The 17,057-nt window shown below is 51.4% G+C and carries 12 protein-coding genes; 8 read left to right on the top strand and 4 right to left on the bottom strand.

Going from position 1 to position 17,057, the window contains the following annotated elements; translation table 11 throughout:
- Positions 1 to 30: 30 nt before the first annotated feature.
- From ACO0LB_RS02545 to ACO0LB_RS02535, 3 genes are all read left to right on the top strand, one after another.
- Positions 31 to 855, top strand: a complete 825-nt coding sequence (locus tag ACO0LB_RS02545) for a PPK2 family polyphosphate kinase (protein WP_423046185.1) — start codon at positions 31 to 33, stop codon at positions 853 to 855.
- Between the two features lie 434 nt (positions 856 to 1,289).
- Positions 1,290 to 2,372 (top strand): uroporphyrinogen decarboxylase, encoded by a 1,083-nt coding sequence (gene hemE / locus ACO0LB_RS02540; protein WP_423046184.1) that lies wholly within the window; start codon positions 1,290 to 1,292, stop codon positions 2,370 to 2,372.
- A gap of 643 nt (positions 2,373 to 3,015) precedes the next feature.
- Positions 3,016 to 5,052, top strand: coding sequence for a primosomal protein N' (locus tag ACO0LB_RS02535; RefSeq protein WP_423046182.1), 2,037 nt, complete (start codon positions 3,016 to 3,018; stop codon positions 5,050 to 5,052).
- Between the two features lie 289 nt (positions 5,053 to 5,341).
- On the opposite strand, the gene ACO0LB_RS02530 is transcribed toward ACO0LB_RS02535, so the two are convergent.
- The gene (locus ACO0LB_RS02530; RefSeq protein WP_423046692.1) at positions 5,342 to 7,489 is read right to left on the bottom strand and encodes a S46 family peptidase; all 2,148 of its coding nucleotides are present in this window, start codon (positions 7,487 to 7,489) and stop codon (positions 5,342 to 5,344) included.
- A 455-nt stretch (positions 7,490 to 7,944) separates the two neighbouring features.
- Here ACO0LB_RS02530 and ACO0LB_RS02525 point away from each other — a divergent pair, with 455 nt between their 5' ends.
- Both ACO0LB_RS02525 and ACO0LB_RS02520 read left to right on the top strand, forming a co-directional pair.
- On the top strand, positions 7,945 to 8,484 hold the full coding sequence (locus tag ACO0LB_RS02525; RefSeq protein WP_423046180.1) for a GIY-YIG nuclease family protein: 540 nt from the start codon (positions 7,945 to 7,947) through the stop codon (positions 8,482 to 8,484).
- Between the two features lie 37 nt (positions 8,485 to 8,521).
- The gene (locus tag ACO0LB_RS02520; RefSeq protein ID WP_423046178.1) at positions 8,522 to 8,971 is read left to right on the top strand and encodes a DUF6884 domain-containing protein; all 450 of its coding nucleotides are present in this window, start codon (positions 8,522 to 8,524) and stop codon (positions 8,969 to 8,971) included.
- Positions 8,972 to 9,152: 181 nt separating this feature from the next.
- On the opposite strand, the gene ACO0LB_RS02515 is transcribed toward ACO0LB_RS02520, so the two are convergent.
- Positions 9,153 to 10,136 (bottom strand): DUF6976 family protein, encoded by a 984-nt coding sequence (locus tag ACO0LB_RS02515; RefSeq protein ID WP_423046176.1) that lies wholly within the window; start codon positions 10,134 to 10,136, stop codon positions 9,153 to 9,155.
- Between the two features lie 10 nt (positions 10,137 to 10,146).
- Positions 10,147 to 10,362, bottom strand: a complete 216-nt coding sequence (locus ACO0LB_RS02510; protein ID WP_423046174.1) for a hypothetical protein — start codon at positions 10,360 to 10,362, stop codon at positions 10,147 to 10,149.
- Positions 10,363 to 10,635: 273 nt separating this feature from the next.
- On the opposite strand from ACO0LB_RS02510, the gene ACO0LB_RS02505 reads away from it, so the two are divergent.
- The 3 genes from ACO0LB_RS02505 (at position 10,636) to ACO0LB_RS02495 (ending at position 12,777) form a co-directional block, all read left to right on the top strand.
- A complete protein-coding gene (locus ACO0LB_RS02505; RefSeq protein ID WP_423046172.1) occupies positions 10,636 to 10,920 on the top strand; it encodes a hypothetical protein in 285 nt (94 codons plus the stop codon).
- 67 nt (positions 10,921 to 10,987) lie between these two features.
- Positions 10,988 to 11,581, top strand: coding sequence for a helix-turn-helix domain-containing protein (locus tag ACO0LB_RS02500; protein WP_423046171.1), 594 nt, complete (start codon positions 10,988 to 10,990; stop codon positions 11,579 to 11,581).
- 11 nt (positions 11,582 to 11,592) lie between these two features.
- Complete coding sequence (locus ACO0LB_RS02495) at positions 11,593 to 12,777, top strand: ABC transporter permease subunit (RefSeq protein WP_423046169.1); 1,185 nt, start codon at positions 11,593 to 11,595, stop codon at positions 12,775 to 12,777.
- Between the two features lie 438 nt (positions 12,778 to 13,215).
- Here the strand turns inward: ACO0LB_RS02495 and metH are convergent, their stop codons facing one another.
- Entirely contained in the window at positions 13,216 to 16,959 is a 3,744-nt protein-coding gene (gene metH / locus ACO0LB_RS02490; protein WP_423046167.1) for a methionine synthase, read from the bottom strand.
- Between the last annotated feature and the right edge of the window lie 98 nt (positions 16,960 to 17,057).

Below are 17,057 nucleotides of genomic sequence, written 5' to 3'. Positions count from 1 at the left end.
TTGCTGTATCCGCATTATTAGAAAAACTACATGACTATTGCAGAACAATTCCGTATCAATGCCACTCTCGCTTTAAAAGATGCTGATGCCAGCAAAAAAACGCTGGGCACGACCTTAACAGACAAAATTGAGGCCAAAGCGGCTGATAAATTGCAGACCTTGAAGCTGGCAGAACAGATTGCTGAAATGCAAAATGTTTTGTATGCATCACGAGATCGCAAGTTACTGGTTATTTTGCAGGGGATGGATACTTCCGGCAAAGACGGTACTGTAAAGGGCGTATTCGGCCAGATTAATCCCCTTGGCGCCCGCACGGTCGCATTTAAAGCACCGAGTAATGCGGAAAAAGATCATGATTATCTTTGGCGCATTCATCGCGAAGTACCGGGTAAAGGCGAAATAGTAATTTTTAACCGCAGTCATTATGAAGATGTTCTGATTACTCGCGTACATGGCTGGATAGATCAGGCTGAATGTGAGCGACGTTACGCCCATATCCGAGATTTCGAACGTATGCTGACCGAGACCGGAACGATAGTACTGAAGTTTTTTTTGCATTTGTCCAAGGCCGAGCAAAAGCGTCGTTTAGAAGAACGCTTGTCTGATCCCGATAAACATTGGAAGTTTGATCCTCAGGATATTGCCGAGCGCGCTTACTGGGACGCATATCAGCGGGCGTATGAAAAGGCGTTGATGGCCACAGACACTGACAGCGCACCTTGGTATGTGGTGCCAGCAGACTCCAAAACGCAGCGTAATCTTGTGATTGCCAGCATTGTGATGGAAGCGCTCAACAACATGCACCTGCATTTTCCACCGGGTAATCCTGAATATAGCAAACTGCTGATAGATTAGAAAAACGGCGGTACAGCAGTGAAAACACGTAACGATGTTGCCGGACAAGTCATTTCATGAACGCAGATGATGCTGTATTTCAGGAAGCATCCATGTTGAAGAGGCATATATTCTTCAGACTTATGCACAATTTGTACGAATTCGTATTGAGACTGAAATCGGGTCATTCGTCATATATTTGATTGTCATACGAATAAAATCAATGACTTACGTGACAATCTTGTTAACCGTATTGAATTAGCTGAGATAAGTAGTGTATTTTCAAAAGCTATCCACAAAGTTATCCACAGCCTGTGAAGAAAATATTGATGCTTCTCAGCTGCTTGCGCCAGATCAGATGCCGATGTCAGCAGTATCAGCGATAATAGAAGATATTTCCGACATTCATGCTTTTAATATCAGATTGATATCAAATAGCCTTTCCGAAAGCAACCATGCCTAACAATTTTGCTCCGCTCAAGAACGACACTTTCCTTAAAGCTCTGATGCGTCAGGAAACTGACTACACGCCGTTATGGCTGATGCGCCAGGCAGGGCGTTATTTACCTGAATATCGGGCAACGCGCAAAGGTGCAGGTTCGTTCATGAGTCTGGCAAAAAATCCGGCATTTGCGACTGAAGTCACGCTGCAGCCGATAGATCGCTACGGACTGGATGCCGCGATCTTGTTTTCCGATATTCTGACTGTGCCGGACGCAATGGGATTGGGTCTGTATTTCGAAGAAGGCGAGGGCCCGAAATTTGAGCGTCCCTTGAAGGATGAAAAAGAAGTTCTTGCTCTGAGCGTACCGGAAGCAGGGAGCCTGCAATATGTATTTGATGCCGTAACGCAGATACGTACGGCGCTGGATGGTCGCGTTCCACTGATCGGCTTCTCAGGCAGCCCCTGGACACTTGCTTGCTACATGGTGGAAGGGCAAGGGTCGCGCGATTTTCATACTGTCAAAACCATGATGTACAAGCGTCCTGATCTGCTTGAACATATCCTGCGCGTCAATGCAGATGCCGTTGCCAGTTATCTCAATGCGCAGATTGATGCAGGTGCCCAGGCTGTGATGATTTTTGATAGTTGGGGCGGGGCGCTGGCGGATGGCGCGTATCAGCGGTTCTCTTTGTCTTATATGCAGGATATTGTGAACAAACTGCAAAAAGACAAAGATGGAAAACGGATTCCTTCTATCGTCTTCACCAAAGGTGGCGGTCTTTGGTTAGAGCAAATTGCGGCAATTGGTGCTGATGCCGTTGGTCTGGACTGGACTGTGAACCTCGCGCAGGCACGAGCCCGTGTCGGAGACAAGGTCGCTTTGCAGGGCAATCTGGATCCTGCTGTCCTGTTTGCCAATCCGGACCAGATCCGTCAGCAGGTCATCGCGACACTGGATTCTTATGGCAAGCCAACCGCAGGTCAGGGCCATGTGTTCAATCTGGGACATGGTATTTCGCAATTCACGCCGGTGGAGTCTGTCAGTGTTCTGGTGGAGACTGTGCATGAATATAGTCGTCAATTACGTCAATAAGTTCTGTACCAGGATCGATGCCGCCAGATGGTGTACTTCACAGCGATGGTGCATCAAGAAAAATAGTTATACAGGATGGTGCTGAACTTGCGCAAAGCCATCCCAGCGGCGTGATGGCTGCTGGTTGTGCAAGCGGGCAGTATAAACTCCGTACAGGTTCGTGCTGCCTGCGTGCCATATTGCGCCATAGCATGCCAGGGCAATTTTGCCCAAGTCCTATGGTAAATCAGGCATGATAAAGTGTTAATGCCTGATGAACAGCGCCAGGCCATCATGTTGCTCTGCACAAGCCAGAGTACATCAGGGTTTCCAAGGCAAACAGGGTGGAGAACGATACTGATATTCGTCAAAAAAAACGCATTCAGATATCTGTTTTATGATACTTATGCACAAAATTCGGGCGATAAAAATAAATGCAAAAATATTTTTTTACCGCACAGACATATTTTGTAAGTTATTGATTTTAAAAGAATTAATTATTCTATTGCGAAATCAGAATTTCTCTGAAACCCGCGTCAACACTGGCAAAAACCGATGTCAATAGACCTTTCTCCACAAAGTTATCCACAGGCGTTGTGGATATCTCAAAAATTACTTATAAAACCAGTAGTTAGCGCTATTTTTTGTCTGTGTGAGTAAATTGGTGGAAGTCATTTTTCTCCGCGTTGCCCTTGACACGCCGCTGGACACCAGTTTCGATTATCGCTGGACGCTGACACAGCAAGATGGCGTTGCCGCGCCAGTGCCCAAAGTAGGGCAACTGGTGTTGGTCCCGTTTGGTCGTCAGGAAATTGTCGGTCTGATACTGGATGTGCTTGAGACAACCACTGTTCCAGAAAATAAGCTCCGCGATGCCATTGCCGTTCGTCATGATGTAACACCGTTGTCGCCGGACTGGATCGCGTTGTGTCAGTTTGCTGCTGATTATTACCAGCGACCATTAGGAGAAGTCGCCCTTCCGTCGCTACCCAAGAATCTCAAAGTCAGTAAAACCGTGTCTCTTGTCCGTGCGCTCAAAAAGCTTGCACAATTACCTGCACTTGCCGATGCCACGCCAATCGCGGAGCCGGTACTCAATTCAGAGCAGCAAGGGGCGGTCGATACGATTGTGGGTAGGGATGGCTATGCGGCGCATCTTTTATTTGGCGTCACGGGCAGCGGCAAAACCGAAGTGTATCTACAGGCGGCTGCCAGGATACTCGCGCAATCTGTGGATGCGCAGATACTCATATTGGTGCCGGAAATTAATCTGACACCGCAGTTCGAAGCCCATATCCGCGCGCGGTTTCCGGGATTATTGTTATCGACCTTGCATAGTGGAATGGCAGAAGGTGAGCGCTTGCTACATTGGATAGCAGCGCACACAGGGCGATCACGTATTGTTCTCGGTACACGTCTGGCGATGCTTGCGTCCTTGCCGCGACTCCGGCTGATTATTGTGGATGAAGAACATGATCCATCTTATAAGCAGCAGGAAGGTTTGCGTTATTCCGCCCGCGATCTCGCTGTCTGGCGTGCCAGACAATTGCAGATACCGGTCGTGCTTGGTTCGGCAACGCCGTCGCTGGAAAGCTGGCATGGTGCCCAGAGCGGGCGTTATCGTTTGCTCGAATTGCATGAGCGGGCCGTGCAGAAGGCGGTGTTACCCGTCATCAGAATCATCAATCTGGAACAGGAAAAACCCAGCGAAGGGCTGACTCCCCGTTTGATTGCAGCGATTCGTCGCCGTCTCGACAAAAAAGAACAATCACTATTGTTTCTCAACCGCCGGGGTTACGCGCCGGTATTGGCCTGTGATGCCTGTGGCTGGATCAGCGACTGTAACCGCTGCTCCGCGCATCTGGTATTGCACAAAGGCGATCATCGGCTGCGCTGTCATCATTGTGGTCTGGAGCAACGCATTCCGCGCTCGTGTCCGACGTGTGGAAATATTGATCTGCAACCCTTGGGACGTGGCACGCAGCGCATGGAAGAAAGTCTTGCTGCTATTTTTCCGGATGCCCGTGTATTTCGCATCGATGCGGATTCGACCCGCCTGAAAGGCAGTGCGGCGGCGGCTTTCGAGCGTGTACATGATGGCGATGTCGATATTTTGATCGGTACCCAGATGGTGGCCAAAGGCCATGATTTTAAGCATCTGACGCTGGTGGCAGCACTCAATCCGGATGCTGCCCTGTTTTCGCAAGACTACCGCGCCAGCGAGCGGCTGTTTGCCCAATTGATGCAAGTTGCTGGCCGTGCTGGCAGGGCGGCACAGAAAGAAGACGGCAATGCTTCCGAAGTGCTGGTACAGACACGTTACCCCGATCATCCGCTGTACCATGCGTTGATGGCGCACAACTATCGCAGCTTTGCGGCAGATTTGCTGGATGAGCGGCAGCAGGCGTGCATGCCACCATTCATGTATCAGGCATTGTTGCGTGCGGAAGCGCGGGAATTGCAGACCGCTCTCGATTTTTTACAGCAAGCTGCTGCCTGCATGCCGCATCCCGCCATGACGATCAACGACCCGATTCCGATGACCATGACCCGCGTCGCCAACCGTGACCGCGCCCAGTTACTGATCGAGTCCGCATCCCGTCCCGCTTTACAGGCGTTTGTGAAAATCTGGATCGCAGAGCTGCGTAGCTGGAAAAGCCGGGTGAAATGGAGTCTGGAAATCGACCCTGTGGATATCTGATGGACTTATGCACACTCTGCAACATCACCGTCATCACCGTCATCACCGCCATCGCAGTATGGCGGTGACGACAGCTAGTACTCATCCACAATCCACCTGCAAACCCCGCAACGGACACTGACTCGCGACTTATTCATTATCCAGTTGCATCCAGTGTGTTAAGTGGATGCAGTGGATAAGGTGTATAAGGTGGATGAGGCGGGACTGGCGCGCTGCCAGCCCGATACTGATATGACGCTGTTGAAGGTCGTTGTATAAAGCTGCCAAATAAGAAGCTGTGTCAGGCGCTTTATCTCGCCGGATAGCGGATACGCATTTCCTTGAGCAGATTGTCGGCATGATCAACTTCCTGCATGACCCACAGCATGTAGCGGATATCGACATGGATGGCGCGGGTGATTGCGCTGTCGAAGTACCAGTCCTTGGTGATCGATTCATACGTGGAATCGAAATTCAGACCGATCAGCTCGCCGTTTTTGTTCAGCACCGCAGAACCGGAATTGCCACCGGTGGTATCCGCACTCGACAGAAAATTCACCGGTACCGTACCCAGCACCGGGTCTTTATACACACCGTAGCGCTTGTCTTTAATCGCTGCCAGCAAATTGTCCGGTGCGATGAAAGGCGTTTTGCCTGTGTGTTTTTCAGCGATCCCTTCCACGGTCGTGAACGGGCCCTTAGTCACGCCATCGCGCGGGCTGTACGGCGCCACGGTGCCGTAAGTCACACGCAGCGTGGAGTTCGCATCCGGATACACCGGCTTGCCCTGGGATTGCTTCCACGCGATCACAGCCTGCATGTATTTCGGAATGACACGCTCCAGATTGCCATCGACTTCCTGACGACGATCTTCGAGTTGCATGCCGATGTCATGCAATTTGACGGCCAGATGGATAAAGGCATCCTTGGAAGCGCGGAATTCCGCCACGTCTTTCTTGATCCAGGCCAGGCGTTTCGCGGTATCACCCAGTTCAGTGAGAGGATAAAACGCAGACACCGATTCCGGCAAAGGCAGCAATATGTCCAGTCCCTGCGCCAGCCCCTGCGGATGGATTTTGGAAGCCAGTTTGTTATAGCGTTGTAAGCCAGCCGTGAAGCGGGCCTGATCTACATTTGGCAGATAGGATTGCTCCAGACGGCTCAGACGCGCTGTGATGAAAGGCAGGTCACGCTGCTGGAAGCCGGCCTTGCGTTCCGCATCCGGCTTTTGGTTTTCCAGTGCCAGACGGTACAGCGTGCGTGCGCTTTTCAGCAAATCGCTGTTACTGGCCACGCTGTAGGCAAACTCTTCTTCCGTCAGTGCCATATCGCTGGCGATCACCGCATCCAGATCTTTCAGGAAGTCTTTATCGGCATAATGCTGCGCCACCCAGCTGCGGAATTCTGCATCCTGTGCATCCTTGATGGCAGCGATATCTTTACGTGCAAAACCAGCCAGCAAACCCTCGGTTTTTTTCAAGCGATTCTGTATGCCCTTGACCACGCTCGCATAGCGTACTTTGCCTTCGGCATTGCCTGCCGTGGCTGCCTCAATCACGGAAATATCGGAACGCGATTCAAATGCGCGGGCCGGATAGCTGACATCGCGCGCATAACGGATTTCTTCCGGCAGCTTGTAACGGCTGGTGAGGCCAGGATAGCCCGCCAGCAGGATAGGATCGCCATTTTTCAGACCCTGAGCTGACACTGTCAGAAAATCTTTAGACTGATATGGCACATTGTCGGGTGATGGATCAGCCGGGCGGCCATCCTTGCCTACATAGGCACGCAGGAAGGCATAGTCGCCGGTGTGGCGTGGCCATTCAAAGTTATCCACCTCACCACCGTAATTGCCTATCTTGTCAGATGGTGCATACACCAGACGCACATCACGTATCATCATCTGACGGATACGGTAGTACTCCAGCCCACGGTGAAAACCAGGGATAGAACAGCGATAGGCCTGGTTTTTTCCATCCGCCTGTTCGCATTCCGCGATCAGATTCTTGATGCGGTTTTCCACATGCTCATGTCTTTGCTTGCCGCTCATGGATGGCGTGATGCCGCGCATGATCTGCTCCGTCACATTCTCTACCTTGTCGGTGATATACATGCGCGAATCCGGACCAGCCGGTAATTCCTCAGCGCGTGACTTCGCCAGGAAGCCATTAGCGATATAGTTTTTTTCTGCGCTGGAATTGCGCTGTACTGCGCCATACGCGCAGTGATGATTGGTCACCACCAGACCGGTTGGCGACACAAACGACGCCGAGCAACCACCCAGCGAAACTATCGCTGTCATCGGATGTTTGGACAAATCTGCCAGTTTTTCAGCCGGAATGGCGATGCCAATGCGCTTCAGTTCTGCTTTTAATTGCGGCAACTGATGCGGCTGCCATTGGCCTTCATCCGCCTGGACCAGCGGGCTGCTGGCCAAAGTCAGTCCGGCCAGTGCCAGACTCCATGCATACGATTGTTTCAACTTTTTCTCCGTCAGTGGTCAACAGCCCGGCCTCATCCTGAAGCCAGCCCAGAATTCCGTATTCTAGACCTACAGCATTAGGAAATGCTTCGATAAAAGAGAAAATTTGATATTAATAATTCCATATTTATAAAAAAAAGAAAATTTATTTACATTTTATGAATTTTATCAAAAACGTGATTTTTTATAGATTTTCATTTGCGCTTGAGTCTATAAATGTTTTAAGTCGCATACCTTTTATTTCTAAAAGATCGGAGTCATCTTCCACTGATGAGAAAATTAACCGATCAATTCACATACAATCCTCTTAATATACTAACTCCTACTCGTTCCAGATCAACGAGGTTTGTCCCGCACAATATTTATGAATTTTTATTTTTTGATCCGATGCGGAGGACAAACTTTATTCTGTAAATCATAAATAAAATGCAATGAATCAACCTCAGTTACTTTCGATTTCCCGTAATCATAAATGGTCAAATTTACCTACGTCTTCAGGTGTTTACTGGTGGTATTTTCCGCCGACAGCACTTGAACAATTACGTATTTCCGAGTTTTGTAATGTCGAAAAATTAAAACTACGGACTGCATTGGATGGTCGAATATGTCTTTACCATGGCTTAGCAAAAAACCTTGCCCAACGCGTGGAGTGGCATGCAGCTCAAAAATTGACATTTAGCTGCTTAGAATCGGGTTTTCTTTCGACCTTCCGACTTACTCTTCTTGCTTTGAACGAGATTGACTATTCAGGTGGAGACGTGGAGATCAACAACTATTTCGACGATCTATCTCTCAGTTGGAAGTCGACAAACACAAGAGAAGAAGCGGAGTTAATTGAACGCAGCGAGCTTCATGGTGAATATCATTACCCGCTTAATATTCAGGGCAACAAACGACCCGAATTGTTGAATTATATTAATCTTCTGAAGGTCATTCGAAAAAATTATAAAAGAAGAAATATATATTTGTGATGTTTTAATATGCTTATTGTGGTCGAAGGAGAAAACAATGCAGTCGAACGATTCCACTATTTATCTCATATCCTGCGTCAGTCAAAAGAGAGATCAAGCATGTGCCGCACGTGATTTGTATATCTCTGACTGGTTCATTAAGTCGCGTCGTTATGCGGAGTCTTCGCCGTGTTCGTGGTATATCCTTTCTGCAGAGTATGGTTTGATTAATCCCGATCAAATAATTGCGCCATATGAGCGAACGCTCAACACGATGCCGGCTAAGGATCGGCGCTCATGGGCCAAGTGTGTATTTTTACAAATTTTAGAGGCTGAGCCAGGATTGAAACAAGTAATTTTCTTGGCAGGTGAAAAGTATCGGGAATTCTTGTCTCTCCACCTATCCGAACAAAATGTAAAGGTATTGGTTCCAATGAGAGGATTACGGATTGGTGAGCAAAAAAGTTGGCTTTTGCGACACTCCCCATTGCTTGTAGAGCAAGCCTAGATATTTTTACACGCCTTTATTTGTCATGACTACCGGTCAGAAAAGGGTAGATACTCCCCCTAAATGACATTTTTTTACATCGTCTTGAGTAACGCCCATAAAAAAACCGCCAGCCGGTGAGGGCGGGCGGTGTGGGCTTGTGGGGAGGAGACCCGGATGCTAAATGATGCTAAATGGTGCCTTAAACGATGCGTACTGAAACCAGCGTCTGATTCAACAGTTGGTAAGCGATTTCGCCAAAAGTGACCGGACCCTGAACGCCACCAATCGCTTTTCCTTCGAGCTCACCGAACACGAAGTTCAGGATGCAGTTACATGAAAACGCGACGCCTTCATCATCCTTGCCTGCCAGTTCTGTGCGGAAGGCCGCAGCATAGTCGGCGACTGGCTTGGCAAAGCGGTAGTCCACACCCGGAAACACAGGCGCATACAAGGCGACGGTGCCACCGGCTTCACCAACTGTTTGCAGCGAGACATTGATCTGGGCGCCGGCGTAGTCGCCTACCAGAGGTAATTTGCCATGTTCCAGCCCGCGGCTGCGGATGTAGTCGGCAAAATTGACGGTATTGCCGTTGACGGTACATTGCTGCACGCCGAAACTGGTGTCCTGGAAATTGAGGACATCGCCGCCATCCTGTTCAAACAGGTTGACGATTTCGATGGAGGCCAGCTTGTTATCGGGTAAAGAGACATAAGCGACAACGGCGCGGTCTTCATATTTTGCAGAAGTGCGGCCATCGTACACTTTCGGGGTTTTACTGCCGAGTTCAGACAGGTGAACGCCAGCGATCCAGCCCACGGTCGGCTTCACAAACGCATCTTCAAAATTGGCGGCACCAGCAGCGAATTTCTGATGCGTTGTGCTGCCTGCGGGAATGATGGTGATGGCAAAACCGTTGTCCGGACCATTGCCAGCAATACCTGCCAGCTCGTCTGGGCCATAACTGGCAAAACTGACGTGACCGACGGAAGACAAATCATTGACGAATACCTTGCCCTCATTGGCGACGACGCCACCATCGGCCACCATGAAGTAAGGAATAGTACCGCCTATCCAGTTACCCGCTGGCAACTGATCGAGAGCGGACTCTGGTCCTGCCAGGGTCAGCGCCTTGCCGCTACGGATTAATTCGCTGGCAGCTTGTACGGTGATGAGTTCATTCATGGTGATTCCCTTACAGAGTGGTCAGTTGTGAGATTTCGTTGCCGAGTATGCGCTCCCAGCGGGTAAAGAAGGTGTGTAACTCAAGTGCACGTTCTTGTATAGGGCTGGTGCTACGCTCCAGACGTTTGGCGAGCAATTGTGTACCCAGATGCTGGGTTTTGATCTTCGATAAGGCACCACCGGCAAGTTTTTGCCAGCAGGGATGATTGAGCGGTGGAACGGCCATGAAAGTCTCCTCGGTATTGATGTCATACTATTTAAAAGGCACGGATAATCACACAGGCGTTATCCGCTACCGTCATCTGCTGCTCTTAGTGTAAGGAGTTCAAATAGCGCATGTGTTAATCCACATCAAGACCGCACGTCAGTCTACTATTTTCGCATTGGCAGTTAGTCAGCTGTTTTTTATTCTAGCAGCAGTAATGCAAAAGAAAATGCATTTAAGAAGCCGAATACGTGAAAGATTGTTTCTTAATGGCAATGTCTGAGACGACTTTGCGTGTTGCCTGTTTTGTTCTCCAGCCTTGCGACGAGCCATGTCGGCGGCCTGCATTGTCAGGGTAACGGCGCTACCGTCAACTTTACCTGCGATGTCCACTGCCGGAGTCAGGAGCAGGGCAAATTGCAACTGGTAGCCGACTGCGACTGCGCCCAGATCAAGGCTTTGTTGGACGCAGCCGGTCAGGACGATGATGCGGTTGTCGATTGTCTTGACTGCCTTGATTGTCTTATATCCACCCGCGCCGCCCTTGCTGCATCAACTGCTCACGTTCATCGGGGATGATAGGTCAGTGATTCAGGTCAACCGGGATTGATTGCACAATTCTCATAATTGAACTATATTCTTAAATATGAGAGAAAATACAATCCCACTGGATACTGAAACAAACGATGCACTGGATCTGCGGCTGGCGCTGCGTCTGGCGAGCTTGCGGGCGGATCGTGGGCTGTCGCTGGACGATCTGGCGCAGGCCAGCGGTATCAGCCGCGCCACCTTGTCGCGTATAGAGCGTGGCGACACCAGCCCCAGCGCCAGCCTGCTCAGCAAATTATGCAGTGTGTATGGCATCAGCATGTCGCGCCTGCTGGCGGATGTAGAAGCGCAAACGCCGGGGCTGATCGCGCTGGAAGCACAAGCGCTCTGGGTTGATCCTGCATCGGGTTTTCTGCGCCGCACCGTCTCGGCACCGGCACGCGATTTTCAAATAGAACTGGTCGAAATCACCCTGCCCGCCGGAGCGATGGTGAACTACGACGCCCCCACCGTCCACGGTACCGAACAACATATCTGGATGTGCGAGGGGCAGCTTGAGATCGCACTGGAAGGCAAAACCTATCGACTGGAACGCGGTGACTGCCTGCGCTTTCATATGCGCGGTGCAGCGCGCTTCGTCTGCCCTGGCAGCAGCCCCGCGCGGTATCTGTGTGTCAGCCTTCAGCCCTGAAACAACACCCGATGCAGCCGCTCATCAGCCGCGCTAAACTCCGCGCCAATGCTCACCTGCCGCTGGCAAGCATCGTGCTCGCGCTGCTGCTGTTTCCGTTGATCGCAGCCCAGTTTGGCAATGCCTGGGTGCGCATCATGGATCTGGCGCTGATGTACATCATGCTCGCGCTGGGGCTCAATATTGTGATTGGATTTGCCGGTCTGCTCGACCTCGGCTATATCGCTTTTTACGCGGTGGGCGCTTACCTGAGCGGCTTGTTTGCATCGCCGCAGTTTGCGGTGTTACTGGGATCGCTGGTCGAACATTATCCGGCTTTCGGCCATTGGCTGATACAACTATGCGGCCCCGCCATCGCCCATGATGGCATCCACTTACCGGTATGGCTGATCGTCCCTTTCAGCGCCGCACTGGCTGGCCTGTTTGGCATATTGCTCGGCGCTCCCACGCTCAAATTGCGTGGTGACTATCTGACCGTGGTCACGCTGGGGTTTGGTGAAATTATTCGCATCCTGATCATCAACCTCAACGATCCGATCAACATCACCGATGGCCCCAAAGGCATCAACATGATCGATCCGGTCAGCATCTTCGGCATATCGCTGCATGGCGAAGCTGATTCACATGCCATCGTGCACATCGGCAGTATTGCCATGCCCTCGGTCAATGCCTATTATTTTTTATTTCTGGCGCTGTGCGGTGCGATTATTTTTGTCACCGTCCGCCTGCAACATTCACGTCTGGGGCGCGCTTTTGTCGCCATACGCGAAGATGAAACCGCTGCCAAAGCCATGGGCATCAATACCAGTCAGATCAAATTGCTGGCGTTTGCCATGGGCGCTTCCTTTGCCGGTGTCGCCGGGGCCATGTTCGCCGCGTTTCAGGGCTACATCTCCCCCGAATCTTTCTCTCTTAACGAATCGGTCACGGTGCTGTCGATGGTAGTTCTGGGCGGCATGGGGCATATTCCCGGCGTGATTCTGGGCGCTGTCCTGCTCACTGGTCTGCCAGAAATTTTGCGCTATCTGGTCGAGCCACTGCAGCAGCTCTTGTTTGGCCAGGTCCTGATCCCCAGCGAAATCCTGCGGCAATTACTGATGGGTTTAGCGATGATTCTGATCATGCTATACCGACCAGCGGGTTTATGGCCCGCCACCAGACATGAAGACAGGCTCCATAAATCACCAGCAGGATGAACTGGATGAGGGGCATAACGTGAGGTTCATGCATCGCTTGCAACATGACTAGCCGCTGCGGTTAGCATCACCGCTCACCGCTCACCGCTCACCGCTCACCGCTCACCGCTCACCGCTCACCGCTCACCGCTCACCGCTCACCGCATAGCGCACAGCATACAAAAGAAAAAACGCTTGAAAAGCGTGTTTTAAAGGGTAAATATACTGACTGGGAGTATATTTAAACACGCCTTTGTTTATGCTGACTATCGATGAAAATAGCAGCATACTCCCCTTAAAATCCAATTTTTAACTCTATTCCGGCATCATCTGCAAAGTAGTGGCACGGTGCATTGATCAGTGTTGAGTGCGATCAGCAGCGAGCATGATCACAGGTCGGATTCATACTCGCTGCCGGAGGCGACCAAACGTTTGGTCAACGTTCCGTCATCGATGTGATTACAGATTCGGTGCCAGCCAGCGTTCGACTTCTTCCTTCGCCACGCCGCGTCGTGCCGCCATGTCCGTGACCTGATCGTCGCCGATTTTACCGACGCTGAAGTATTTGGATTCTGGATGCGCAAAGTAGAAACCGGAGACCGCGGCGCCAGGAATCATCGCCCATGATTCGGTGATGTGCATGTCGATTTCTTCGCATTGCATCTGCTTGAACATCGCGGTTTTAACCGTGTGTTCCGGACAGGCCGGGTAGCCGGGTGCCGGGCGTATGCCCTGGTAGGATTCTTTGATCAACTCTTGGTTGCTGAGTTTTTCATCGGCGGCATACCCCCACAGATCGGTGCGGATGCGTTCATGCAGATATTCGGCAAAGGCTTCGGCCAGACGATCTGCCAGCGATTTCAGCATGATGCTGCTGTAATCGTCATGCGCGTCTTCAAAGCGTTTTTCGTATTTTTCGATTCCCAGACCGGCAGTGACAGCGAACATGCCGATGTAGTCAGCGACGCCGCTGTCTTTCGGCGCGATGAAATCGCTCAGGCATTGATTCGGACGTTGTATGCCATCAACCAGCGGTTTTTCGGTTTGCTGGCGCGTGCCGTAATAAGTGAACGCGACCTGGCTGCGGCTGTCATCAGTGTAAATTTCGATGTCGTCGTCATGCACGCTATTCGCAGGCAGCAAAGAGACGACGCCGTTCGCTGTCAGCCAGCGGCCATCGATAATTTTTTTCAGCATTGCCTGGCCTTCGGCAAACACTTTGCTCGCCGCTTCACCGACCACGCTATCCGTCAGAATCGCAGGATAAGGGCCAGCCAGATCCCAGGTCTGGAAGAACGGACCCCAATCGACGTATTGCGCAATCGTTGCCAGATCGACGTTTTTAAATACCCGGCGACCGATGAATTTTGGCTTCACAGGTGCGTTCGCACCATCAAAGCTGAGCTTCATTTTATTCGCACGCGCTTGCGCCAGCGTCAGCAATGGCGTGGTTTTTTTGTTCGCATGCTGCACGCGGATACGTTCGTAATCCGTCGCCAGCTCATCAATGTATTGATCGCGGCTTTCCGGCGTCAGCAAGGATTGCGCGACCGATACTGAGCGCGAAGCATCCGGCACATACACGACCGGGCCCTCATAATTCGGCGCGATTTTCACTGCAGTATGCGCGCGGCTGGTGGTGGCACCGCCGATCAGCAGCGGAATCTTCATCATGCGGAAATGCGGATCACGCTGCATCTCTTTGGCGACATAGGCCATTTCTTCGAGTGACGGCGTGATCAGGCCGGAGAGGCCGATGATATCGGCGTTTTCGGCTTTGGCTTTGGCCAGAATTTCCGAACACGGCACCATCACACCCATGTTGACGACTTCAAAGTTATTACACTGCAGCACGACAGTGACGATGTTTTTGCCGATGTCATGCACGTCGCCTTTGACGGTGGCAATCACGATTTTGCCTTTCGGTTTATTGTCGCCGCTGCGCTTTTTTTCTTCTTCAATGTAGGGCACCAGATGGGCGACAGCCTGCTTCATCACGCGCGCGGATTTCACCACCTGCGGCAAAAACATTTTGCCCTGACCGAATAAATCGCCGACGATATTCATGCCATCCATCAGCGGGCCTTCGATCACCTGTATTGGGCGACCGCCGTTGTCCATAATGGCGGCGCGTGCTTCTTCGGTATCTTCAACGATCCATTGCGTAATGCCATGCACCATCGCATGTGCGAGTCGCTTGGCGACCGGCTCACTGCGCCATTCCAGCGTGGCTTCTTCTTTCTTGCCGCCGGCTTTCAGTGTTGCCGCAAATTCGATCATGCGTTCAGTCGCATCTTCCCTGCGGTTCAGCACCACGTCTTCCACGCGTTCACGCAATTCGGGATCGAGTTCGCTGTACACGCCGACCATGCCTGCATTCACGATACCCATCGTCATACCGGCCTGAATCGCGTGATACAGGAACACGGTGTGGATCGCTTCACGTGCCGGGTCATTGCCACGGAAAGAGAAACTCACATTCGAGACGCCACCGCTGATTTTGGCGCCTGGCAGATTGTTGTGAATCCAGCGCGTCGCTTCGATGAAATCGACAGCGTAGTTATTGTGTTCTTCGATACCGGTAGCGACCGCGAAAATATTCGGATCGAAAATAATGTCTTGCGGATCAAAATCGAGTTGATCGACTAGCAGGCGATAAGCGCGTTCGCAGATCTCTATCTTGCGTTGATACGTGTCCGCCTGGCCTTTTTCATCAAACGCCATGACGATGACCGCCGCGCCGTAACGCTTGCACAAGTTGGCTTGCCGCAGAAATTCTGCCTCGCCCTCTTTCATCGAAATCGAATTGACGATGGCCTTGCCTTGCACGCATTTCAGACCAGCTTCGATCACACTCCATTTGGACGAATCGATCATCAGCGGGACGCGGGCGATATCTGGTTCTGATGCGATCAGATTCAGGAAGCGCGTCATGGCTGCCAGTGAATCCAGCATCGCTTCATCCATATTGATGTCGATGACTTGCGCGCCATTTTCCACTTGCTGGCGGGCGACGGCTAAAGCTTCATCGTATTGTTCGTTCAAAATTAAGCGTGCAAAGGCTTTCGAACCTGTGACGTTGGTGCGTTCACCGACATTCACAAACAGAGATTGTTCATCGATGGTGAAAGGCTCTAAGCCCGACAAACGACAGGCCGGAGCAACGCCCGGAACCGCGCGTGGTGTCTGGGTTTGCAGGATGTCGGCAATCGCTTTGATGTGTGGCGGCGTAGTGCCGCAGCAGCCACCGGCGATATTAATGAAACCGGCTTCGGCAAATTCTTTCAGTAAGGCAGAGGTATCGGCTGGCAGCTCATCAAAACCGGTATCGCTCATAGGATTTGGCAAACCGGCGTTCGGATAAATACAAACAAAAGTATCGGCAATTTTCGACAGTTCTTCTGCATATGGACGCATCAGCGCCGCACCGAGCGCGCAGTTCAGGCCTATGGTCAGCGGTTTGGCGTGGCGTACGGAATTCCAGAATGCCGGCACGGTCTGACCAGACAGTATGCGACCAGAGGCATCGGTGACGGTGCCGGAAATCATGATCGGTAAGGTCTGGCCGGTTTCTTCAAAATACTGATCAATCGCGAACAGGGCCGCTTTACAGTTCAGTGTGTCGAAAATGGTTTCGACCAGCAGCACATCGGCGCCGCCTTCGACCAGTCCACGGGTTTGTTCATGATAGGCGGCAACCAGTTGATCGAAAGTGACATTCCGCGCCGCAGGGTCATTCACATCCGGTGAAATCGAGGCGGTTTTTGGTGTCGGCCCCAGCGCGCCGGCGACGAAGCGCGGTTTGTCGGCACTGCTGTATTTGTCACAGGCGGCGCGGGCAATCTTTGCCGCCTGCACGTTCATCTCATAGGCCAGATGCGCCATGTGGTAGTCGTCTTGCGCGACGGTTGTGGCACCGAAGGTATTGGTTTCGATCAGATCGGCACCGGCGGCCAGATATTGTTCGTGAATTTCCTGAATGATGTGTGGCTGCGTCAGCGTCAGTAATTCATTGTTGCCTTTGACGAATAATTCTTTGCCGGGCACCGCAAAATCTTTGAAACGCTCGCCTCGATAATCTTCTTCCGTCAGCTTATAACGCTGGATCATGGTGCCCATCGCGCCATCCAGGATCAGGATGCGTTGTTGCAGCAATGCGCGCAAACGGGTTTCGGTGGCGGAGACAGGCAGGGTTCTGGTCATGATCTTTACTCGCAAAAACGAAAAACCCGATCGGCTCATGCATGCAGGCGGATCGGGCGACGTCCTTTTAGCAGCACTTATTACGCGCCCGCAATCTG

Source organism: Undibacterium sp. SXout7W (assembly GCF_049339385.1).
Classification (GTDB): domain Bacteria; phylum Pseudomonadota; class Gammaproteobacteria; order Burkholderiales; family Burkholderiaceae_D; genus Undibacterium.
This window is presented reverse-complemented; position numbering and strand designations above follow the sequence as displayed.